Raw genomic sequence first — 20,099 nt, forward strand, 5'->3', positions numbered from 1 at the left:
CTCGGCTGGTCACCACTACGGACCCGCTCATGAATTCTGCTGTCGACACCGAGAGCTGCTCCGAACTGCCGCTGCTGATCGCCAGGCTGCTGAAAGACCTCGGCGTGAGTTACCGCATCCTGCCTGATCGCGCCGGTCTACCTGCCGCCCAGCGCGTGCAGGCGGTGCTGCTGGACGACAGCATCGGCGCGATGCTGGTGCTCTTTCCCCAGGACCATCTGCTCGACCTCGCCCGCCTCGCCGAACTGACCGGCCGCACGCTGGCGGCGGTCAAGCCGGAACGCCTGGCGCGCATGCTCGGCAAGCACGAACTGAGCGTACTGCCGGGCCTGCCGTCGCTGACCAGCTCGCCCTGCCTGTATGAAGAGCGCCTGCTGGAGCAGCCGCGCCTGCTGCTCGAATCCGGCCAGCCGGGCCTGCTGGTGGAAGTCGACAGCGGCGACTTCAAGCGCATGCTGAGCAAGGCCAGCGCTGGCCAATTCGCCGTGCCGCTGAACGGCATCCGGCCGAACCTGAACCGCCCGGACGACGATCGCAAGGAAATCACCCAGGCGATGCAGAGCTTCACCGCACGGCGCATCCAGCAGCGCCTGGAAGAGACTATCGAGATTCCGCCGCTGTCGCACACCGCGCAGAAGATCATCAAGCTGCGAGTCAACCCCGACGCCAGCGTGGACGACATCACCGGCGTGGTGGAAACCGACCCGGCACTGGCCGCCCAGGTGATCAGTTGGGCCGCCTCGCCCTACTATGCCGCACCCGGACGCATCCGCTCGGTGGAGGATGCCATCGTCCGCGTGCTGGGCTTCGACCTGGTGATCAACCTCGCCCTCGGCCTGGCCCTCGGCAAGACCCTCAGCCTGCCCAGGGACAAGCCGCAGGACGCCACCCCCTACTGGCACCAGGCGATCTACACCGCCGCGGTAATCGAAGGCCTGACCCGCGCCATCCCCCGCGAGCAGCGCCCCGAGCCGGGCCTGAGCTACCTGGCCGGGCTGCTGCACAGCTTCGGCTATCTGGTGCTGGCACACGTCTTCCCGCCGCATTTCTCGCTACTCTGCCGGCACCTGGAGGCCAACCCGCACCAGGGCCACAGCCATATCGAGCAGCACCTGCTGGGCATCACCCGCGAACAGATCGGCGCCTGGCTGATCCGCTTCTGGGGCATGCCGGAGGAGCTCGCCACCGCCCTGCGCTTCCAGACCGACCCCAACTACGAAGGCGAGGACTGCGCCTATCCAAACCTGGTCTGCCTGGCGGTACGCCTGCTGCACAACCGCGGCATCGGTGACGGCAACGGGTCGGATCGCGAGATCCCGCAGCAGCTGTTCGACCGCCTCGGCATCAGCCGCGAGAAGGCCGAGGAGGTGGTGAACAAGGTACTGGCCGCCGAAGCCGCGTTGCGCGCGCTGGCGCTGCAATTCAACACGTCGCATTGACGGCGATTCGCCAGAGCAGTGCGCACACCGGAGCCCTGTAAGGAGCGGGCTTGCCCGCGAAGCTTTCACAGGGCCGCTTCGCGGGCATGAACTCGGCGTCCCCGCCCGTCCTACGCTGCCGCGCGCAGCGCGTTGCCTGTGCGCTCCGCTCCCCCAATGCCCACTAAATCCCCGCGCGAAAACTCACCCGGGCATTCACCAGCCCCTCGCCGGCGCGTTCCAGGCTGACCTCGGCGATGCTCACGCCCTGGCCCTGCAACGCCTCGAACCAGCGCAGCAACAACGCATAGGACGCGCCGGGCAGGCTGACCTGCAGGCTGCCGTCGCTGCCGTTGTCGAAGCTTTCGATCGACAGGTTGCCCTGCTGCGCGCTCTGGGTGATCACCCCCTGCAATTGTTCCGGCGCCAGCTCGACGTGGTTGCTGCGGGCCATCTGCCGCGCCAGCTCGGTGTTCTGCTCCATGTAGGCGTGGAGCGCGCGCTGCTGCTGGTAGTACTCGCGCGCATCGGCCGCCTGGCGCTGCGCCGGCAACCACAGCCAGAAGTAGAACAGCAGCGCGACGAGAAAAGCGCCGAGCAGGCTCAGCGACGTCCGTTCGCGCGGCGCCAAACGTTGCCAGCGCTGCCACAGCGGGGAGTCGGCGAGGCGTACGGCCAGTTGCTGCCTGAGATTCATCATCAGCCTCCGATGACCACGCGGGCGCTTACCCCGTCGCCTTCGCGGCTGGCCGAACCCAGCTGTACGCTCTGCCCGCTCTCGCCCAGGCGCCGGCGCAGCGTCTCCAGGGTGGCGAAATCCATCGCCTGCAGCTGCAGGGCGAGATCGCCGCGATCCTGGTTGTAGTCGAGCTGGCCGATGGTCACCGGAATGCCATCCTCCAGCGCGCCGGCGGTGTGCTCGAGCAGGCGCAGGAAGCCGGCCTGACCGCCGCTGCGCTGGGCCAGGTGATCGTCGAACTGGGCGCGCAGATTGACGATGCGTACGTCTTCGGGAAACAGCTCGCGATACAGCGCCTGGCTGGCTTCGGCATAGGCATCGCCCTGACGCTGGAAATACCAGGCCTGGACCAGGTTGAAGCCCGGTTGCACCAGCAGGATCAGCCCGACAACGGCGAAAAGCGGTTTCCAGTAGCCGAGGCCGGTGCTGCCGGTCTCCACGGCGAACTCGCCCTGGGCCAGATTGACCGCCGTGGCGCGGTTGCCGGCAAGGAACGCGTAAGGGTCGTCCAGCGGCCGGTAATCCTCCAGCGGCACCGGCGGTTCGGCTTCGCTGCCCTGGGCATGCCAGGGCGGCGGGCAGTGCCCGGCCAGCGCCGGCCAGTCGCGACTGGCGAACACCAGCCGGGTCTCCCCGGCGCCGCCGAGCAGGCCGCGCTCGCCGAGGAACAGCAACTGGGTCGCATCGCGCGGCAACAGGTCGGCATCGACGTGCACGGCGACGATCGGCAGCCCCAGCTCGCGCAGCTGCGCCAGCCAGTCGCCGAGCCGTTGGCGACCGATGGCGACGACCCGCTGGCGGCCGTCCGCCAGCGTCTCGCCGAGCGCCAGGTGCAGCTCGTCGACGTTCTCGGCGAGCAGTTCCTCGGCGACATAGGCGAGCGCCTGCTGCATCCAACGCGCCTTGCGGGTCGGCAGGCTGACCGCGAAGAAGCTGCAGGCTTCCGCCGGCAGCACCAGGCTGATCGCCCCCTGGGCGGCCGCGGCGCACTCGTCCAGGCGCAGCCAGCGGCCGGCACCTTGCTTCGGCAGCCAGTAGACGGGTGTATCGGCGTCGAGCCGTGCGGGGCTGTCGGCGGGCAGGAACAGGCAATCCATGGTTCAGGGTTCTCCTAGGTCTGTTGCCGTTTCATTTCTGCGCATAGCGCTGACCCTCGTAGGACGGGCGGGAACGCCGAGTCCATGCCCGCGAAAAAAGCAGCCGCACCGATGCGTGGCCCCTGTTCGCAGGCGTGGCCTGCTCCTACAAGGGCCAGGTGCAAGCTCGTATCGAGGCGGGATCCAGAAGCTTCAACGATACGGGCTTGCCCTTTTAGATCAATTTGTTAGAGCAAAACGACGACAACCCCTAGCGCTCACGCTCTCCATCGGCTGAAACCAGCCTGGCGGGCTGGCCGAGATTGCGCGCCAGCACACGGACGCTGCCGTCCTGCTCGCGTCGCAGCAGGCTGACCAGCGCCAGCCGGCGATCGCCCAGACGCACTTCGCTGGTGGCCTGGAAGAATTGACTGCCAACCGCCAGCGCAGTGCCCTGCAGCGTCGTACCGGCCATGGCCGGCTGCGCCAGGAAGGCCGCGCGGTTGCGAAACGGCGCGCTGCGGCGCAGCGCCACCAGCGCCTCCGCGGCGCCAGGCGAGAGGTTGTCGCCCAGGCTCGACAGCACCACCGCGCTGGCCGTGTTGACATTCAGCGGCACCTCCGCCGGTAGCGCGGCGACATGCGGCGCCAGGCGCTGGAAGTCCTCCTCGCGCATGTCCAGCAGCAGGCGCAGCTCGGACAGCTCGTACAGCCGCCGGCCGGCCGTGCGATACGGCGGGTCGAGGCCGAGATAGGCGTTGTCCTCGGCGCCCAGTTCGCCGCTGGGCTGCTGGTCCGGGTCCTGCCAGTCGAGCAGGCGCTCGGCGTAGGGCGCGGCGATCTGCAGCTGCCGCAGCAGGCGGCGGAACTGTGCCACGGCCGCGGGGTTGGGCTGCTGGTCGCGCAGCAGGCCGTTGAGGTTGAAACGCCCGGCCAGGTCCTCGATGCGCACGTGGATCTCGCCCTGGTCGATCTCGAATACCGGCAGCGGCCGCGCCCAGGCCTCCTGCAGGTGGTCGACGCCGGCGTCCGGTTCGCCACCGTCCTGCAGGTCGCGGGCGAGCATGGCCTGGGCCAGCGCCTCGCCGCCAAGAGCGTAGTGCCAGGCCTGGCGCGCCTGCAGCTGGTTGGCGCTGGCACGGATCGCCAGTTGCTGGCGCGCCACCATCGCCGCGCTGACCACGGTGACGATGGCCACCACCAGCAGCACGGTGATCAGCGCCACCCCGCGCTGGCGCCTCATTGCGGCAGCGCCCCTTCGAACGGCTCGGGCACACCCTCGGCGCCGGGCAGCGCCTGCTGGGCACTTTGCGGCGCCGGATCGGGCAGGCGCAACAGGCGCGTAATGCGGCCGTAGCGCGGGTGTTCCAGGCTCAGCTCCAGCGCGGCGGGCAGCCGCTCGGCCGCCTCCGCCTGGCCGCCGCGGCCGAAATCGAACGGTGGCCATTCCTCGTGCCATACGGCGTCCTCGTCCAGGTAGCGCAGTTGCAGGCCCTGCACGTTCTCCAGCACGCGCTGCACGCGTGGCGGGCTGTCGACGTCGCGGTCGAGCACCACCCAGTAGACCCGCTCCAGGTTCTGACCGGCCAGGCGCCAGCGCACCCGCTGCAGGTTGGCGCGACGCAGCCCGGTGGGGTTGCGCCAGCCGGCGCGGGTCAGTTCCAGTGCCGGCGCGCCATCGTCGCCGCCCAGTTGGCCGATGAAGGCGTTGCGCTCGTCGCCGAAGCCGTCGCGGATCGGCCGGCCGATGACCTGCTGCAGGTCGCGTTCGAACGCCCACAGCGCCCGGCTCAGCTCGCGCAACTGCTGCTCCTGGGCGCGCACCGCCTCGTCGCTGCGCAGCACCGCTTCGAGCATGCGGTAAGTGCCCAGGCCCAGCAGGGCGAACAGCGCGATGGCGATCAACAGCTCCAGCAGGGTGAAGCCGGCGGCGGCCTGCGTACGTGTGGCCATCAGCGCACCCCGACGAAGCCGCTGAGGCGGGTGACCGCGCGCTCCTGCAGCGCCACGCCGGGCCCGCGCGGCGTCGCCAGCGCGACCCAGACAGTGACGCGCAGCAGAGCGGGATCGGCGCTGGCCGCGATCTCACTGAGGACCTGCCACTGGCGGCCGCCGTATTCCAGCGCCTGGGTCTCGCGGCCGATGACCGGCGGGGTCTGCTGCAACTGCAGTTCGCTGATGCGGTTGTCGGCGATCCAGCCGGCCAGGGTGAGTTCTTCCAGGCGCCCGGCATTGCTGAGGCTGCGCCCGGCGGCGGTGAGCACCACGGCCGATACGCTGGCGAAGATCGCCAGCGCCACCAGCACTTCCAGCAAGGTGAAGCCGCCGTGCCTGGCGGTGCCGCATTTCATCGCCCGCCCTCCAGCGGTTCGGCCCGGGGCAGGCGGAAGCCGTCGCTGGCGATCTCCCAGGCGCCGCCGCCCGGCTTGCGCTCGGACAGGCGCAGGCTGAACGGCGACAGCTCGCCGCTGGAGAGGATCAACAGTTGCGGCTCCAGACGCGGCTCGTTGCGCCGCGCGCGTGCGCCGTCACGGGACAGCCCGGCGCGGTCGTCCTCGCGCTTTACCGGCGCCAACAGTTGCAGTGGGGCGCCATCCAGTGTCAGCTCCAACCGCATCCACTCCGGCAGCTCGTGCGCTTCGCGCCGGTCGGTCTCCCGCCAACGTGCCGCGGCCTCGTCGTAACGCAGCACGCGATAGCCTTCGCCGCTGATCAGCAGGCCGTATTCGCGGCTGTCGAGCACCGCCTCGTCGCTGATCACGCCGATCAGCGCGGCGAGGCGCCGGGCCTCGTCACGCAATTCGCGCGAGGTGCTGGAGCCGCCGATGCCGAGCACCGCCACGCTGACCAGGATGCCCAGCAGGACGATGACCACCAGCAGCTCGATGAGGGTGAAGGCGCGGGTGCGGCGCCGCATCGGTCAGAGGTCCCAGTTGCCGATGTCCGCGTTCAGCTCGCTGCCGCCGGGCTTGCCGTCGGCACCGAAGGAATACAGGTCGAACTGGCCCTGGGTGCCCGGCGACAGGTACTGGTAGTCGTTGCCCCAAGGGTCCTTGGGCAGGCGCTTGAGGTAGCCGTCGCGGTTCCAGTTCTTCGGCTGCGGGCTGCCCGAAGGCCGCTGCACCAGCGCATCGAGCCCCTGCTGGGTGCTCGGATAGGCGAAGTTGTCCAGCTTGTACATGTCCAGGGCGGCGGCGATGGCCTTGATGTCGCCCCTGGCCACGGTGACCTTGGCCTGCTCCGGGCGGCTCATCACCTGCGGCACCACCAGGGCGGCGAGAATGCCGAGGATGACCACCACCACCATGATCTCGATAAGGGTGAAGCCCCCCTGCCTGCGTCGTTGCAACCACATTGTCGTTACCCCACCAGTTGGTTGAGAGAGAGGATGGGCATCAGGATCGCCAGCACGATGACCAGCACCACGGCGCCCATGAACACCAGCATGAACGGTTCGAACAGGCCGACCAGCAGAGACACCTGGGCGGCCAGGTCGTTCTCCTGGTTGCGCGCGGTGCGCGCCAGCATCTGGTCCAGTTCACCGGATTTTTCTCCGCTGGCGATCATGTGCAGCATCATCGGCGGGAATTCGCCGGTAGCCTCCAGCGCACGGGTCAGGCTGCTGCCCTCGCGCACCTTCTGCGCGGCCTCGACCACCCGCTCGCGGATGCGCCGGTTGGCGATCACCGCCGCGGCGATGGACAGCGCCTCCACCAGCGGCACGCCGCTCTTGGTGAGGATCGCCAGGGTCGAGGCGAAACGCGCGGTGTGGGTCGCCCGGCTCAGCCGGCCGATCAGCGGCAGGCGCAGGATGAAGGCGTGCCAGCGCAGCCGGAACGCCTCGTCGCGCAGCGCCGCGCGCATCGCCAGCACGGCGCCGATGCCGCCGAGCAGGATCAGCCAGCCCCAGTCCTTGACCAGGTCGCTGCTGGCGATCAGCCCGCGGGTCAGCGCCGGCAGCTCCTGGCCGGTGTTGACGAACACCTTGACCACGTCCGGCACCACGTAGCCGAGCAGCAGCACGACGATGGCCAGCGAGGCGACCAGCAGGATCACCGGGTAGAGCAGCGCCAGCTGGATCTTCTGCCGCGACTGCTGGCGCTGGTCGGTGTAGTCGGCGAGCTGGTCGAGCACCAGCCCGAGGTGCCCGGCGTGCTCGCCGGCGGCCACGGTGGCGCGGTACAGCTCGGGGAACGCCGAGGGATACTCGCGCAGCGCCGCGGCCAGGCTGTGGCCCTCCATCACCCGCGCGCGCACCGCCAGCAGCATCGACTTGATCTTCGCCGAGCCGGACTGAGCGGCGGCGGCGCGCAGCGCTTCCTCGATGGGCAGCGCGGCCTGCACCAGGGTCGCCAGCTGCCGCGTGATCAACGCCAGGTCGCGCGCCGAGAGACCACGGCCGAAACCGAAGCCGCCGCGACCGGGTTCCTCGCGCGACCTGGCCTGCTTCACCTCCAGCGGCGCCCACTGCCGGTCGCGCAGCAGCTGACGGGCCTGGCGCGGGCTGTCCGCCTCGATCAGGCCTTTCTGCTGGCGGCCGCGTGGATCGAGGGCGATGTATTCGAAGGCAGCCATCAGGCGGGTTTCCCGTCACCGGATGGGCGTTTCGTGCGCCGATCGCGGCGTAGGGCGGGTTGCAACCCGCCGATAGGGAGCCGGCATCCCGCACGGTCGGCGGGTTGCACCCGCCCTACGCGCGCCACCCGACCACTGGCGACCGTTGTCATCGGTCGGTGGCCCTGCGGTCACGGGCGGTTCCCCGGCGTTCACCGCCCTGCCTTCGATCACCCTGACCGGAGCGTCGGTCTTCGCTGGTCACACGCAGCACCTCCTCGATGGTGGTCACGCCTTCCAGCACCTTGCGCAGGCCGTCGTCACGAATGCTCGGGCCCAGCACCCGTGCATGGCGGGTCATCTCCTGCTCGGCGGTGCGGGTATGGATCATGCTGCGCAGGGTGTCGTCGAACAGCACCAGCTCGTAGATGCCGGTCCGTCCGCGATAGCCCAGCTGGCGACAGGCATCGCAGCCTTCGGCGTGATACAGCGTCGGCGCCTCGGTCGGGGCGAGGCCGAACAGCGCACACTCGGCTTCGTCGGCGACATAGGCGCGCTTGCAGTCGCTGCACAGCACCCGCACCAGGCGCTGGGCCAGCACGCCGAGCAGCGAGGAGGAGATCAGGAACGGCTCGACGCCCATGTCCACCAGCCGCGTGACCGCGCCGATGGCGCTGTTGGTGTGCAAGGTCGAGAGCACCAGGTGGCCGGTGAGCGAGGCCTGCACGGCCATGTCGGCGGTTTCCTGGTCGCGAATCTCGCCGACCATCACCACGTCCGGGTCCTGCCGCAGGATGGCGCGCAGGCCGCGGGCGAAGGTCATGTCCACCTTGGTGTTGACCTGGGTCTGGCCGATGCCTTCGAGGTGGTATTCGATCGGGTCCTCGACGGTGAGGATGTTGCGCGTGCGGTCGTTGAGCGTGGTCAGGCTGGCGTACAGCGTGGTGGTCTTGCCCGAACCGGTGGGGCCGGTCACCAGGATGATGCCGTGGGGCTTTTTCACCGCCTGCTCCATCCGCTGGCGGTCGCGCTCGCTCATGCCCAGATGCTGCAGGGTCAGCCGCCCGGCCTGCTTGTCGAGCAGGCGCAGCACCACCCGCTCGCCATTGGCCGACGGCAGCGTCGAGACGCGGATATCCACCTCGCGGCCGCCGACCCGCAGGGAGATGCGGCCGTCCTGCGGGACGCGTTTCTCGGCGATGTCCAGCCGCGCCATGACCTTGATCCGCGACACCAAGAGCGCCGCCAGCTCGCGCTTGGGCTGCACCACCTCGCGGAGAATGCCGTCGACGCGAAAGCGGATCACCAGGCGCTTCTCGAAGGTCTCGACATGGATGTCCGAGGCGTTCTCGGCGATCGCCTCGCCGAGGATGGCGTTGATCAGGCGGATGATCGGCGCGTCGTCCTCCTGCTCCAGCAGGTCCTCGGTCTCCTGGATCTGCTCGGCGAGGCTGGCCAGGTCCAGCTCGTTGCCCAGCCCCTCGACCATCAGCATCGCCGCCGACGAATCGTGCTGGTAGGCCGCGCCGAGCGCCTGGTCGAATTCGGCCTGGGGCAACCACTGCAACGGCAGCGGCATGCCGGCGATGCGCTGGGCTTCCTGCACCGCGGTCAGCGCCGCGCCTTCGCGCAGGCCGAGGCGCATCTCGCCGCCGCGCTCCAGCAGGATCACGCCGTGGCGGCGGGCGAAGGCGAACGGCAGGCGGCGCTGGGCGGGCGCCTCGAGCAGCATGGTCATCTCGTTCACATCGAGTTCGGGCATCTTGCAGCTCCAACGAGGCGATGCGCGGCGACCCGACGCCACTGCGCACGCAACACTCCGGACAGGCGTATTCAATCCGCTTGGACTACAAGGATTGAATGACATTTCAACGGCTGCGCTTTTTCTGCAACCGCACAGGCATCGGCACCAAGGTCGGACATGGCCGGCACCGCCGACGAATACCGCGTCGATATCGCGTCATTCATGATCCTGACGCACGAACGGCGAGCTTCATCTCGCGCAGCCGGCGCAGCCCAAGGCAGGCGCCCGCTGCGGCGATATGCGCGAACCGACGGTCATTCTTCGACCATCCGACCAAATACAATCGTTTGATTGAAACAGTTGTTTGATTTTTTCCAGGCTTGCAGAATGCCGCGCCGTAGCCGGTTTCTTTCGGCGCTACAGAAGGTCGCTTCGCCGTTTCGAATCCCGGACGCCAGAGCAGTAGCCGGGTGAAAGCGCTCGCCAGGGCGGCGGTTCGCCGCGCGCTGGTCTAGATCACGCAGGAGAACAACAACAATGCACATCGGTGTTCCTCTCGAAACCCAGGTCCGGGAAACGCGCGTCGCCGCGACCCCGGAAACCGTCAAGAAGCTGATCGGCCAAGGGCACCGGGTGACGCTGCAAAGCGGCGCCGGGTCGCTGTCCAGCGTGCCGGACAGCGCCTATGAAGCCGTCGGCGCGACCATCGGCGACGCCGCCACGGCCCTCGCCGCCGAGCTGGTGCTCAAGGTCAACGCGCCGAACGAGGCCGAGCTGGCGCAGATGCAGCCCGGCGCCGTGCTGCTGGGCATGCTCGATCCGTTCGACGACGCCAACATCGCGCGCATGGCCGCGCGCGGCATCACCGCCTTCGCCCTCGAGGCGGCGCCGCGCACCTCCCGCGCGCAGAGCCTGGACGTGCTCTCGTCGCAGGCCAACATCGCCGGCTACAAGGCGGTGCTGCTCGCCGCCCATCACTATCCGCGCTTCATGCCGATGCTGATGACCGCCGCCGGTACGGTGAAGGCCGCCCGCGTGCTGATCCTCGGCGCTGGCGTCGCCGGCCTGCAGGCCATCGCCACGGCCAAGCGCCTGGGTGCGGTGATCGAAGCCTCGGACGTGCGCCCGGCGGTGAAGGAGCAGATCGAGTCGCTGGGCGCGAAATTCATCGACGTGCCCTACGAGACCGACGAGGAGCGCGAGTGCGCCGAGGGGGTCGGCGGCTACGCCCGGCCGATGCCGGCCTCGTGGATGGCGCGCCAGGCGCAGGCGGTGCACCAGCGCGCCCTGCAGTCGGACATCGTCATCACCACCGCGCTGATCCCGGGCCGCAAGGCGCCGGTGCTGCTGCAGGAGGAGACGGTGCGGCAGATGAAGCCGGGCTCGGTGGTGATCGACATGGCCGCCTCCCATGGCGGCAACTGCCCGCTGTCGGTGGTCGACCAGGTGGTGGTCGAGCACGGCGTGACCCTCGTCGGCTACGGCAACCTGGCGGCCCGGGTGCCGGCCGATGCCTCGGCGCTGTATGCCCGCAACCTGCTGGATTTCCTCAAGCTGGTCATCGACCAGGACGGCCGCTTCCAGCTCAACCTCGAAGACGACATCGTCCGCGCGTGCCTGATGTGCCGCGACGGCCAGGTCGTGCGCAGCAATGGCTAAGGGAGACGCGAACATGGATCTGATTTCCGACGGCATCTACAACCTGATCATCTTCGTGCTGGCGATCTACGTCGGCTACCACGTGGTCTGGAACGTCACCCCGGCGCTGCACACGCCGCTGATGGCGGTCACCAACGCGATCTCGGCGATCGTCATCGTCGGCGCCATGCTGGCCGCCGCGCTCACCGTCACCCCGCTGGGCAAGGCCATGGGCACCCTGGCCGTGGCGCTGGCGGCGGTCAACGTGTTCGGCGGCTTCCTGGTCACCCGGCGGATGCTGGACATGTTCAAGAAGAAGGACCGCAGCGCGGCCAAGGCGGAGGCAAGTAAGCCATGAGCATGAACCTGATCACCCTGCTCTACCTCGTCGCCTCGGTGTGCTTCATCCAGGCGCTCAAGGGCCTCTCGCACCCGACCAGCTCGCGGCGCGGCAACGTCTTCGGCATGCTCGGCATGGCCATCGCCGTGCTGACCACGGTCGGCCTGATCTTCAAGCTCGGCAGCGAACTGGCCACGACCGGCATCGGCTACGTGATCGTCGGCCTGCTGATCGGCGGCAGTGTCGGCACCGTCATGGCCAGGCGCGTGGAGATGACCAAGATGCCCGAGCTGGTGGCCTTCATGCACAGCATGATCGGCCTGGCCGCGGTATTCATCGCCATCGCCGCGGTGGTCGAGCCGCAGTCGCTGGGCATCGTCGCGCACATGGGCCATGCGATCCCCAGCGGCAACCGCCTGGAGCTGTTCCTCGGCGCGGCCATCGGCGCCATCACCTTCTCCGGTTCGGTGATCGCCTTCGGCAAGCTGTCGGGCAAATACAAGTTTCGCCTGTTCCAGGGCGCACCGGTGGTGTTCAAGGGCCAGCACCTGGTCAACCTGGCCGTGGGCCTGGCGATCGTCGGCCTGGGCCTGGTCTACACCTTCACCGGCAACATCCCGGCGTTCGCCCTGCTGCTGGCGCTGGCCTTCGTCATCGGCGTGCTGATCATCATCCCCATCGGCGGCGCCGACATGCCGGTGGTGGTGTCGATGCTCAACAGCTACTCGGGCTGGGCGGCGGCCGGCATCGGCTTCTCGCTGAACAACTCGATGCTGATCATCGCCGGTTCCCTGGTCGGCTCCTCCGGCGCGATCCTCTCGTACATCATGTGCAGGGCGATGAACCGCTCGTTCTTCAACGTGATCCTCGGCGGCTTCGGCGCCAGCGCCGATACCGGCGGCCCGGCCGGCGCGCCGCAGGAGCGCAGCGTGAAGTCCGGCTCCTCGGACGACGCCGCCTTCCTGCTGAGCAACGCCGACACGGTGATCATCGTCCCCGGCTACGGCCTGGCGGTGGCCCGCGCGCAGCATGCGCTGATGGAACTGGCGGAGAAGCTGACGCACATGGGCGTGACCGTGAAATACGCGATCCACCCGGTGGCCGGGCGCATGCCGGGGCACATGAACGTGCTGCTGGCCGAGGCCGAGGTGCCCTACGAGCAGGTCTTCGAGATGGAAGACATCAACGCCGAGTTCGGCCAGGCCGACGTGGTGCTGGTGCTTGGCGCCAACGACGTGGTCAACCCGGCGGCGAAGAACGACCCGAAGTCGCCGATCGCCGGCATGCCGATCCTCGAGGCGTACAAGGCCAAGACGGTGATCGTCAACAAGCGCTCCATGGCCAGCGGCTATGCCGGCCTGGACAACGAGCTGTTCTACATGGACAAGACCATGATGGTCTTCGGCGATGCCAAGAAGGTCGTCGAGGACATGGTCAAGGCGGTGGAGTGATCGCCTCGCGCTGAAACGAAAAACCCCTCCCGGCCCACGCCGCGAGGGGTTTTTCTTTGGCCGTGTCGCCGTTATGCGATGCAGGAGTCATGCGTAGGTTGGCGCTGAGCGTAGCGAAGCCCAACTGGGATCGGCATGAACGTGTTGGGCTTCGTCGCTTCGCTCCTCAACCCAACCTACGCTCCTCCCCGCCCCAACCTGCAGCTTATCGTCTATGAAACGGCGTCAGACCCCAAAGCCGAACACCTCGCCCAGGTGCCGACGGTAGCGCGCCACATCCGCCTCGATGGCCGGCTGCTTCATCACATCGACGCAGAGGAAGGTCGGCAGCCCGCGCATGCCGAGGAACTCGTTGGCCTTGTGAAACGGCAGGTAGACGGCATCCACACCCTTGCCGGCGAAGAAATCGCTGGGGTCGTCGAAGGCCTGCTGCGGCGCGTTCCAGGTCGCCGAGATCATGTAGTGCTTGCCCTGCAGCAAGCCACCGCTGCCGTACTTCTGCGAAGCGTCGGAGCGGGTACGGCCGTCGTTGGCGTAGAGGCTGCCGTGGCCGGCGGTGAATACCTCGTCGAGGTATTTCTTCACGGTCCAGGGTGCGCCCATCCACCAACCGGGCATCTGGTAGATCACCGCGTCGGCCCAGAGGATCTTGGCGACTTCCTCGGCCACGTCGTAGCCGGCGTCGATCTCGGTGGTCTTCACCTCGAAGCCAGCGGCACCGAGGGTCTCGATGGCCGCCGCGTGCAGGGTGGCGTTGTAACGGCCGGCCGAATGGGCGAATGCCTTGCCGCCGTTGAGTAGCAGAATCTTTTTCATGGACACCTCATAAACAGGATGCCACGCAGCTTACCCAGGCCCGCGCGGGCAGCCCAGCCCCGATGAAGCAAATGATCTTTGCCCTTCAGTCATGAATACGGACGCATTAACCGCGCTCCAGCGCCACCGACTCCAGTGGCTCCCTCTCCGGTCGGCGCGCATAACGCTGGGCCAGCACCGCGCAGACCATCAGCTGGATCTGGTGGAACAGCATCAGCGGCAGGATCAGCGTGCCCAGCGCGCTGCCGGCGAACAGCACCTGGGCCATGGGAATGCCGGTGGCCAGGCTCTTCTTCGAGCCGGCGAAGAGAATGGTGATGCGGTCTTCGAGGTCGAAACCCAGCCCGCGCGCGATGAAATGCGTGCCGAGCAACGCCAGCGCCAGTAACAGGCAGCAGGCCAGTACCAGCCCGATCAGTTGCGGCAGCGGTATCTCGCTCCAGATGCCCTCCATCACCGCATGGCTGAAGGCGGTGTAGATCACCAGCAGGATCGAGCTCTGGTCGACGTTCTTCAGCCAGCCCTTGTTACGCGCCACCCAGTCGCCGATCCAGCGCCGTGCGATCTGCCCGGCAATGAACGGCAGCAGCAATTGCACGACGATCTTGCCGATCGCCTCCAGCGTCGAACCACCTTCGGCCTGCGCGCCCATGAGCAGCAGTACCAGCAGCGGCGTGAGGAAAATCCCGATCAGGCTGGAGGCCGCCGCACTGCACACCGCAGCCGGAACGTTGCCGCGTGCCAGCGAGGTGAAGGCGATGGCCGACTGCACCGTGGCCGGCAATGCGCACAAATAGAGAATGCCGAGGTACAGCTCGGTACCGACCATCGGCGCCAGCGCCGGCCTGAGCGCCAGCCCCAGCAGCGGAAACAGCACGAAGGTGCAGGCAAAAACCAGCAAGTGCAGCCGCCAATGGCCCATCCCGGCAAGGATCGCCGTGCCGGATAGCTTGGCGCCGTGCATGAAGAACAGCAGGGCGATGGCCAGGTTGGTGATCCATTCGAAGATCACCGCGCCCTGGCCATGGGCAGGCAGCAGGGTGGCGACGGCCACGGCGGCGATCAGCGCGAGGGTGAAATTGTCCGGTAACAGGCGGGGCCTGGCCATGTGCGCGCTCCTCTGGCGAGTGTGTTGCGACAAGTTGGCAGGGAGTCTACTGTCGTTGCGCATAACCGACTAACGCCATCGGCCCGGACAATGTCGAGAAACGGACAAAGCAGCCTCCCACACCGCCGCATCCCAGTCATGGACGCGCTGCCACGACCGCTGTTCGCCCGCAGCGAATCGCTCCCCGAACGCACCACCACGCCACCTCACCGTCATCCCTGGGCGCAGCTTTCCTATGCCATCAGCGGCGTGCTGCGGGTGCACACCGACGACGGGCGCTTCCTCGCCCCGCCGCAGCGCGCCATCCTCATTCCGCCGGGGCTGCTGCACGAGGTGATCAGCTCGCCACGTACGGAAATGCGCAGCCTGTACATCGACTACCGCACGCTGTCCTGGGCAGCGTCCCATTGCCAGGTGCTGGCGGTCAGCCCGCTGCTGCGCGAACTGATCCGTGCTTTCGGCCAGTTACCGGCGAAGTACGACGAACAGGGCGCCGAGGGCCGGATGGCGGCGGTGCTGCTGGATCAGCTCCGGGCGGCGCCGGAAATCGGCTATTCGCTGCCCTGGCCCAGCGACTCACGCCTGCGACAGCTGTGCGAAGCCTTCTACGACGCGCCAGACCTGCCGTTCGGCCTCGCCCACTGGAGCGAACGGCTGGGTGTCTCGGAAAAGACCCTGTCCCGCCAGTTCCGCCGCGACACCGGCCTCAGCTTTCGCGCCTGGCGCCAGCGCCTGCGGCTGCTCAGCGCCTTGCCGCTGCTCGAACAGGGCCAGCCGGTCACCGACGTTGCGCTCGCCTGCGGCTACGATTCCACCTCGGCATTCATCGCGGCGTTCCGCCTGCTGTTCGGCTTTACCCCGGGAGCCCTGGCGCGGCAGGCGCCCTAGAGTCGTTGAGTTTCCACCACAAGCTGCAGCCACGCGCTTCGCGAGCCTCCCATAGAGTCCATGTCCGTCAGGCCCCGCCGTGTTCGCAGCTGCGCCGAAGCCCTCAGCCCCTGCGTCGAACAGTTGCCGCACCCACAAGCGGTACAGTTGCCAGCGTATGGCAACTGCACCGGCACAATCCTCGATTCCTGTGGCTGTTGCAGCCATGCCCGGCACGCGATCCTGTCTGCCCATAAGCCATGCCCGCTGAACGCGGAAGGACGACATCATGGATCGCGCCCTGCCACGCCCCCTCCTCCTTGCCCAGCCTGGCCGGCTGCTGCAGCGCCTGATCCAGCTGCTGCGCCAGTGGCGACAGAACGCCCGCACTCGGTGCCAGCTCGCGCGCCTCGACGACCGGCAACTGGCGGACATCGGCATCAGCCACAGCGAGCGCGAGGCCGAGCTGAGCAAACCGTTCTGGCGCTAGGCTTTGCAGCACCGGGTACAGCGCCTATCCTGCCGCGTGCCGACGCCGCGAACATTCCCGCTGCCGAACGGTCTCAGCGTCACCACAGGAGAAACGCCATGCCCCGTATCCTCATCGCCTGCGCAGCCTCGCTGTTGCTGGCCGGCACCGCTTCGGCCGCCAGCTTCACCGCCACCACCGACATGATCGTCGGCGGCTTGATCAACAGCGTCGACGCCACCTCCGACCTGACCTCGTCGTTGCGCGACGACAAGCTGGTACTGGACGCCCGTGACGACGCCGCACGCTTCGTCGCCAGCCAGGGCGAGCTGCGCGGCGCGCACCTGGAAGCCGCGCTGCTGCATATCCGCGACCAGGCGCCACAGCTCGGTGCCAGCGACCTGCAACTGGCCGAGGCGATCCTGGCGCTGTGACGGGCACCGGCGTTGAAAACTGGCGAAGCAACTGGGCACTGGCCGTGATGAAGGCGTTTCGCTAGCCTTGGCAGCGTTCTTTCTCGGCTGCAGGGTTCACATGCGTTCGTTTCAAATCGCTGCATTGGCCGCGGCCTGCCTCGCCGCCGGCTCCGCCCAGGCTTTCGACAGCACCATCGCCAGCGTCGTCCAGACCAGCTACATCAGCAGCAAGCTGACCAGCGCCCCCTTCGACAACAAGCTGCTGGCGGATGCCCGCGACGACGCCGCCAGTTTCGTCGCCAGTGCCGGCCTGCGCTCTGGAGCGCGCCTGCAGGCCGCACTATCCTGGCTGCGCCAGCAACATCCCGAGCTGGCCGCCAGCGACCTGGAGCTGGCCGAGGCCATCCTCGTCCAATGAATCACCGATCGACGGCCAACCCGTCGACCGACCGAGAAGCGAGAACCCATCCATGCTCAAGCGCCTGATCACCGTTCCCCTTGCGTTGGCCGTGCTGGCTGCAAGCGCCCAGGCTCAGACCCTGGTCGCCACCAGCAACATCGTGGTACGCGCCCTGGACCGCAGCATCAATTTCACCTCCGACGTGACCAGTCGCATCAGCGACATGAAGGTGGTGATCGAGGCGCGCGAAGACGCCGCCAGCTTCGTCGCCAGCGCCGGCGAAATCCGCGGCGCCCATCTGGAAGCCGCCATCGGTTCGCTGCGCAGCGAATTTCCCGACGCCCGCAATGCCAGCGACCTGGAACTGGCCGAAGCCATCCTCGCCCTGTGAGCCGCGTACGCGCCTGGCTCCTGGCGAGCTGCCTGGGCCTGGCCGTCGCCAGTGCCCAGGCCGAACTGCAGCTGCAGCTGGACGGTCACGGCCTACAACCTGACGAGCGCGTCGCGAGCCAGGCGCTGCTGGACGAAGCTCTGGCCGTACTGCCGCCACGGCTGGTGCAACGCCTGGACCGCGCGATCCGCGTGCAGTGGCGCGACGACCTGCCGGAACGGGCTTACGGCCGCGCCGGCGGCAACCGCCTCGAACTCAACCGACGCCTGCTGCCGGCACTCAGCGATGGCTCCGCCGCACGCCAACGCACCGAACGCGCACATGGCACGGTACGCCGCGAACTGCTCGCCACCGTTGTCCACGAACTGGTCCATCTCTACGACCGTGGCCGTCACTGGTCGCCTGAGCAACACCTGTTGCAGGGCCAGTGCCGCCAGCGCGCCGACAGCCTTGGACTGATCGGCCTGCCAGACAACTGCCGTGGGCAGACCTGGCGCCGCTTCACCCTCAGCGACGACCCGCGCCTGCTCGACCTCGCCGGCTGGCCGCAACGGGTCGGCCGCCGTGGTCAGCGTGAACAGGACAACGCCCAGGTGGCGCGCAGCCCGGATACCTACGAGCTGACCAGCCCGCTGGAATTCGTCGCGGTGAACCTGGAGTATTTCCTCCTCGACCCCGACTATGCCTGTCGCCGGCCCTCGCTATACCGCTACTTCAGCGACCACTTCGGCTGGCAGCCGGCGCAGACCGCCGCGTGCGCAACCGGCCTGCCGATCCTCAATGCCGGGCGCGATTTCGGCCGTACGCCGCTGCTGCAGCTCGATCCCGCGCAGGTCTACGAAGTCGACTACCTGTTCGCCGAGGCCAACGATGCCTGGGTCAGCCGCTGGGGCCACAGCATGCTGCGCCTGGTAATCTGCGCGCCGGGGCGCACGCCCGGCCCCGAGTGCCGACTGGATCTCGACCAGCACCTGGTGCTGTCCTTCCGCGCCTTCGTCGATGACGTGCAGCTGTCCAGCTGGGACGGCCTGACCGGCGTCTACCCGTCGCGGCTGTTCGTCCTGCCGCTGGGCCAGGTGATCGACGAATACACCAAGGTCGAACTGCGCGGCCTGGCCTCGGTGCCGCTGAAGCTGAACCGCGATGAGATCCATACCCTGGTCGAGCGCAGCGCCGAACTGCACTGGAGCTACGACGGCGACTATTACTTCCTGTCCAACAATTGCGCCGTGGAGACCCTCAAGCTCCTGCGTAGCGGCACCGCCCGCGCCGAACTGGCGGCGCTGGACAGCATCCTGCCCAATGGCCTGCTGGAAATCCTGATCAACCGCGGCCTGGCCGACGCCAGCGTGCTCGACGACCCGCGCGAGGCGCTGCGCCTGGGCTACCGCTTCGACTCCTACCGCGACCGCTACCAGGCCATGTTCGCCGTGCTCAAGGAACGCCTCGGCCTGCCACAGGAACGCGTCGAGCAATGGCTGGAGCTATCCGCCGGCGAACGCCAGCACTGGATCGAACGGGCCGACCTGCGCGCCAGCGCCGCCCTGCTGCTGGTCGAACAGGCAGCCCTGCGCCGGCAAGTGCTGCTGGCCCAGGATGAGCTGAAGAACCGCTACCTCGGCGACCGCGGACGCGATGCGACGCTGAACAAGGCCGACGACGCGCTGCAGGAAATCCTCGCCAACAGCGGCTACCTGAGCCGCCCTGCCGAACTGCTCGACGGCCAAGGCTACGGCCTGCCACAGGCCAGCGAATGGCAACGGCTGGAACATGAAAGCGAACAACGCCAGCTGCGCCTCAATCAGCTCAGCGAGGAACTGGACCGGGAAGTACGCGTGCTGCTGGGTGAAGAACGACGGCAGGAACTGGAAGCCATCGAGGCCAACCTCGCACAGATCGGCACGCACCTGCGCACATTGCACAAGGCTGGCGGCGGGCTGGAATTGCCTTAGGTCCGTCGAGATTGCCGTGAAACCTACCGCTTCCGCTATCCGGCACCGCCCGGTGCAGGGTGCGCTCCGCGCCATGCGTGCGAATCGCGGGCGCGGCCCGCTCCCTACATGTGTTCCAGCTTGTGGCCTTAAGTGAACGGCATGGCGGACCCGGGTGGGACGGCTGGACCGTCCGCTTAGCTACAGCTTGTGGCGGAAACTCGGCAGCTCTCAGTCGGTATTGGCATCTTGGGCAGATCATGCCGTCGTTCAGCAGAGTCCTATCCCACGTACTCACACATCCAGCCCGCGCTCACGCTCCAGGTCGAGCAGCCGCGTCATCGGGCCGTCGGGCTGCAGGCGCTCGGTGACGATCTGCGGCCAGCGGTTACGCGAGCGGCGTTTGGCGATGTTGTAGGTGAACTCCTGCAGCCAGTTCATGGGGTAGAACAGCAAGTGGCCCAGGTACAACACCAAGTCCGTCCACTCCAGATAGTTGCGGCCCTCACTGGCGGACTTCTTCTCGGCAATCACCTGCTTTCGCCAAGGGAGGAAATCCGTAGGTTTCATATGAGCGGAGAGCATTTCCCTGACGAAGACATCGGATTCGCTGCGCTGGCCGTTCTCGTCGAACCAGGGGCCATTGTCCATATAGGCGCGCAGCCACTCCCAGAAGCCCTTCTGCATCTGCAGGGTCTTGCCCATGGGCAGGCCCAGGCTCACCAGCAGGGCGTTGTCCGG

Annotated in this window: 23 protein-coding genes; 10 read left to right on the forward strand and 13 right to left on the reverse strand. The window is 67.8% G+C overall.

The genetic code is table 11. From position 1 onward, the window contains the following. Nucleotides 1-29 precede the first annotated feature (29 nt). Complete coding sequence (locus IN820_RS12365; protein WP_193681270.1) at nucleotides 30-1,439, forward strand: aminoacyl-tRNA deacylase and HDOD domain-containing protein; 1,410 nt, start codon at nucleotides 30-32, stop codon at nucleotides 1,437-1,439. Between the two features lie 163 nt (nucleotides 1,440-1,602). On the opposite strand, the gene IN820_RS12370 is transcribed toward IN820_RS12365, so the two are convergent. From IN820_RS12370 to IN820_RS12415, 10 genes are all read right to left on the reverse strand, one after another. Then, nucleotides 1,603-2,118 (reverse strand): type II secretion system protein M, encoded by a 516-nt coding sequence (locus IN820_RS12370; RefSeq protein WP_193681271.1) that lies wholly within the window; start codon nucleotides 2,116-2,118, stop codon nucleotides 1,603-1,605. Continuing rightward, nucleotides 2,118-3,254, reverse strand: a complete 1,137-nt coding sequence (gene gspL, locus IN820_RS12375; RefSeq protein WP_193681272.1) for a type II secretion system protein GspL — start codon at nucleotides 3,252-3,254, stop codon at nucleotides 2,118-2,120. The genes IN820_RS12370 and gspL overlap by 1 nt, the downstream gene beginning before the upstream one ends. Before the next feature lie 250 nt (nucleotides 3,255-3,504). After that, nucleotides 3,505-4,476, reverse strand: a complete 972-nt coding sequence (gspK, locus tag IN820_RS12380) for a type II secretion system minor pseudopilin GspK (RefSeq protein WP_193681273.1) — start codon at nucleotides 4,474-4,476, stop codon at nucleotides 3,505-3,507. After that, nucleotides 4,473-5,186, reverse strand: coding sequence for a type II secretion system minor pseudopilin GspJ (gene gspJ, locus IN820_RS12385; protein WP_193681274.1), 714 nt, complete (start codon nucleotides 5,184-5,186; stop codon nucleotides 4,473-4,475). Before gspJ ends, gspK begins: the two co-directional genes overlap by 4 nt. Further along, nucleotides 5,186-5,584: a type II secretion system minor pseudopilin GspI gene (gene gspI / locus IN820_RS12390; protein ID WP_193681275.1), complete on the reverse strand. Its 399-nt coding sequence runs from the start codon at nucleotides 5,582-5,584 to the stop codon at nucleotides 5,186-5,188. The genes gspJ and gspI overlap by 1 nt, the downstream gene beginning before the upstream one ends. Continuing rightward, a complete protein-coding gene (gene gspH / locus IN820_RS12395; protein WP_193681276.1) occupies nucleotides 5,581-6,150 on the reverse strand; it encodes a type II secretion system minor pseudopilin GspH in 570 nt (189 codons plus the stop codon). The genes gspI and gspH overlap by 4 nt, the downstream gene beginning before the upstream one ends. 3 nt (nucleotides 6,151-6,153) lie before the next feature. Then, nucleotides 6,154-6,588: a type II secretion system major pseudopilin GspG gene (gene gspG / locus IN820_RS12400; RefSeq protein ID WP_193681277.1), complete on the reverse strand. Its 435-nt coding sequence runs from the start codon at nucleotides 6,586-6,588 to the stop codon at nucleotides 6,154-6,156. A 5-nt stretch (nucleotides 6,589-6,593) separates the two neighbouring features. Beyond that, nucleotides 6,594-7,808: a GspF family T2SS innner membrane protein variant XcpS gene (xcpS, locus tag IN820_RS12405; RefSeq protein ID WP_193681278.1), complete on the reverse strand. Its 1,215-nt coding sequence runs from the start codon at nucleotides 7,806-7,808 to the stop codon at nucleotides 6,594-6,596. Between the two features lie 148 nt (nucleotides 7,809-7,956). Beyond that, nucleotides 7,957-9,549, reverse strand: a complete 1,593-nt coding sequence (gspE, locus tag IN820_RS12410) for a type II secretion system ATPase GspE (protein WP_328822102.1) — start codon at nucleotides 9,547-9,549, stop codon at nucleotides 7,957-7,959. A 296-nt stretch (nucleotides 9,550-9,845) separates the two neighbouring features. Beyond that, complete coding sequence (locus IN820_RS12415; RefSeq protein WP_193681279.1) at nucleotides 9,846-10,076, reverse strand: hypothetical protein; 231 nt, start codon at nucleotides 10,074-10,076, stop codon at nucleotides 9,846-9,848. Here IN820_RS12415 and IN820_RS12420 point away from each other — a divergent pair. Genes IN820_RS12420 through IN820_RS12430 form a run of 3 tightly spaced genes read left to right on the forward strand, consistent with a single transcriptional unit; the run spans nucleotide 10,069 to nucleotide 12,960 of the window. Continuing rightward, nucleotides 10,069-11,190 carry a Re/Si-specific NAD(P)(+) transhydrogenase subunit alpha gene (locus tag IN820_RS12420; protein ID WP_193681280.1) on the forward strand — a complete coding sequence of 374 codons (1,122 nt, stop codon included), beginning with the start codon at nucleotides 10,069-10,071 and terminating at the stop codon, nucleotides 11,188-11,190. The two genes, IN820_RS12415 and IN820_RS12420, sit on opposite strands and share 8 nt — an antisense overlap. 13 nt (nucleotides 11,191-11,203) lie before the next feature. Beyond that, entirely contained in the window at nucleotides 11,204-11,527 is a 324-nt protein-coding gene (locus IN820_RS12425) for an NAD(P) transhydrogenase subunit alpha (RefSeq protein WP_193681281.1), read from the forward strand. Then, nucleotides 11,524-12,960 carry an NAD(P)(+) transhydrogenase (Re/Si-specific) subunit beta gene (locus IN820_RS12430; RefSeq protein WP_193681282.1) on the forward strand — a complete coding sequence of 479 codons (1,437 nt, stop codon included), beginning with the start codon at nucleotides 11,524-11,526 and terminating at the stop codon, nucleotides 12,958-12,960. The genes IN820_RS12425 and IN820_RS12430 overlap by 4 nt, the downstream gene beginning before the upstream one ends. Before the next feature lie 225 nt (nucleotides 12,961-13,185). Here the strand turns inward: IN820_RS12430 and IN820_RS12435 are convergent, their stop codons facing one another. Further along, the gene (locus tag IN820_RS12435) at nucleotides 13,186-13,776 is read right to left on the reverse strand and encodes an NAD(P)H-dependent oxidoreductase (protein WP_193681283.1); all 591 of its coding nucleotides are present in this window, start codon (nucleotides 13,774-13,776) and stop codon (nucleotides 13,186-13,188) included. Nucleotides 13,777-13,882: 106 nt separating this feature from the next. Continuing rightward, nucleotides 13,883-14,884, reverse strand: coding sequence for a bile acid:sodium symporter family protein (locus tag IN820_RS12440; protein WP_193681284.1), 1,002 nt, complete (start codon nucleotides 14,882-14,884; stop codon nucleotides 13,883-13,885). 90 nt (nucleotides 14,885-14,974) lie between these two features. Here IN820_RS12440 and IN820_RS12445 point away from each other — a divergent pair, with 90 nt between their 5' ends. The 6 genes from IN820_RS12445 to IN820_RS12470 all read left to right on the forward strand — a co-directional run bounded on the left by IN820_RS12445 (nucleotide 14,975) and on the right by IN820_RS12470 (nucleotide 19,379). Beyond that, nucleotides 14,975-15,772, forward strand: a complete 798-nt coding sequence (locus tag IN820_RS12445) for an AraC family transcriptional regulator (protein WP_193681285.1) — start codon at nucleotides 14,975-14,977, stop codon at nucleotides 15,770-15,772. 268 nt (nucleotides 15,773-16,040) lie between these two features. Continuing rightward, complete coding sequence (locus tag IN820_RS12450; protein ID WP_193681286.1) at nucleotides 16,041-16,241, forward strand: DUF1127 domain-containing protein; 201 nt, start codon at nucleotides 16,041-16,043, stop codon at nucleotides 16,239-16,241. 98 nt (nucleotides 16,242-16,339) lie between these two features. Then, nucleotides 16,340-16,654: a DUF2388 domain-containing protein gene (locus IN820_RS12455; protein ID WP_193681287.1), complete on the forward strand. Its 315-nt coding sequence runs from the start codon at nucleotides 16,340-16,342 to the stop codon at nucleotides 16,652-16,654. Between the two features lie 100 nt (nucleotides 16,655-16,754). Next, nucleotides 16,755-17,054 carry a DUF2388 domain-containing protein gene (locus IN820_RS12460; RefSeq protein WP_193681288.1) on the forward strand — a complete coding sequence of 100 codons (300 nt, stop codon included), beginning with the start codon at nucleotides 16,755-16,757 and terminating at the stop codon, nucleotides 17,052-17,054. 52 nt (nucleotides 17,055-17,106) lie between these two features. Further along, the gene (locus IN820_RS12465; protein WP_193681289.1) at nucleotides 17,107-17,427 is read left to right on the forward strand and encodes a DUF2388 domain-containing protein; all 321 of its coding nucleotides are present in this window, start codon (nucleotides 17,107-17,109) and stop codon (nucleotides 17,425-17,427) included. Continuing rightward, entirely contained in the window at nucleotides 17,424-19,379 is a 1,956-nt protein-coding gene (locus IN820_RS12470; protein ID WP_193681290.1) for a DUF7844 domain-containing protein, read from the forward strand. The genes IN820_RS12465 and IN820_RS12470 overlap by 4 nt, the downstream gene beginning before the upstream one ends. Nucleotides 19,380-19,652: 273 nt before the next feature. On the opposite strand, the gene IN820_RS12475 is transcribed toward IN820_RS12470, so the two are convergent. After that, nucleotides 19,653-20,099: hypothetical protein (locus tag IN820_RS12475; RefSeq protein ID WP_193681291.1), on the reverse strand; the 447-nt coding region annotated here is incomplete at its 5' end.

Origin of the sequence: Pseudomonas lopnurensis, assembly GCF_015070855.1 — a bacterium.
Taxonomy (GTDB): Bacteria; Pseudomonadota; Gammaproteobacteria; order Pseudomonadales; family Pseudomonadaceae; genus Stutzerimonas; species Stutzerimonas lopnurensis.

Bases quoted from the DNA above. Each gene is read 5' to 3' on its own strand.
- IN820_RS12365 (WP_193681270.1), top strand. From the start codon at position 30: ATGAATTCTGCTGTCGACACCGAGAGCTGCTCCGAACTGCCGCTGCTG.
- IN820_RS12370 (WP_193681271.1), bottom strand. From the start codon at position 2,118: ATGATGAATCTCAGGCAGCAACTGGCCGTACGCCTCGCCGACTCCCCG.
- gspL (WP_193681272.1), bottom strand. From the start codon at position 3,254: ATGGATTGCCTGTTCCTGCCCGCCGACAGCCCCGCACGGCTCGACGCC.
- gspK (WP_193681273.1), bottom strand. From the start codon at position 4,476: ATGAGGCGCCAGCGCGGGGTGGCGCTGATCACCGTGCTGCTGGTGGTG.
- gspJ (WP_193681274.1), bottom strand. From the start codon at position 5,186: ATGGCCACACGTACGCAGGCCGCCGCCGGCTTCACCCTGCTGGAGCTG.
- gspI (WP_193681275.1), bottom strand. From the start codon at position 5,584: ATGAAATGCGGCACCGCCAGGCACGGCGGCTTCACCTTGCTGGAAGTG.
- gspH (WP_193681276.1), bottom strand. From the start codon at position 6,150: ATGCGGCGCCGCACCCGCGCCTTCACCCTCATCGAGCTGCTGGTGGTC.
- gspG (WP_193681277.1), bottom strand. From the start codon at position 6,588: ATGTGGTTGCAACGACGCAGGCAGGGGGGCTTCACCCTTATCGAGATC.
- xcpS (WP_193681278.1), bottom strand. From the start codon at position 7,808: ATGGCTGCCTTCGAATACATCGCCCTCGATCCACGCGGCCGCCAGCAG.
- gspE (WP_328822102.1), bottom strand. From the start codon at position 9,549: ATGCCCGAACTCGATGTGAACGAGATGACCATGCTGCTCGAGGCGCCC.
- IN820_RS12420 (WP_193681280.1), top strand. From the start codon at position 10,069: ATGCACATCGGTGTTCCTCTCGAAACCCAGGTCCGGGAAACGCGCGTC.
- IN820_RS12415 (WP_193681279.1), bottom strand. From the start codon at position 10,076: ATGTGCATTGTTGTTGTTCTCCTGCGTGATCTAGACCAGCGCGCGGCG.
- IN820_RS12425 (WP_193681281.1), top strand. From the start codon at position 11,204: ATGGATCTGATTTCCGACGGCATCTACAACCTGATCATCTTCGTGCTG.
- IN820_RS12430 (WP_193681282.1), top strand. From the start codon at position 11,524: ATGAGCATGAACCTGATCACCCTGCTCTACCTCGTCGCCTCGGTGTGC.
- IN820_RS12435 (WP_193681283.1), bottom strand. From the start codon at position 13,776: ATGAAAAAGATTCTGCTACTCAACGGCGGCAAGGCATTCGCCCATTCG.
- IN820_RS12440 (WP_193681284.1), bottom strand. From the start codon at position 14,884: ATGGCCAGGCCCCGCCTGTTACCGGACAATTTCACCCTCGCGCTGATC.
- IN820_RS12445 (WP_193681285.1), top strand. From the start codon at position 14,975: ATGTCGAGAAACGGACAAAGCAGCCTCCCACACCGCCGCATCCCAGTC.
- IN820_RS12450 (WP_193681286.1), top strand. From the start codon at position 16,041: ATGGATCGCGCCCTGCCACGCCCCCTCCTCCTTGCCCAGCCTGGCCGG.
- IN820_RS12455 (WP_193681287.1), top strand. From the start codon at position 16,340: ATGCCCCGTATCCTCATCGCCTGCGCAGCCTCGCTGTTGCTGGCCGGC.
- IN820_RS12460 (WP_193681288.1), top strand. From the start codon at position 16,755: ATGCGTTCGTTTCAAATCGCTGCATTGGCCGCGGCCTGCCTCGCCGCC.
- IN820_RS12465 (WP_193681289.1), top strand. From the start codon at position 17,107: ATGCTCAAGCGCCTGATCACCGTTCCCCTTGCGTTGGCCGTGCTGGCT.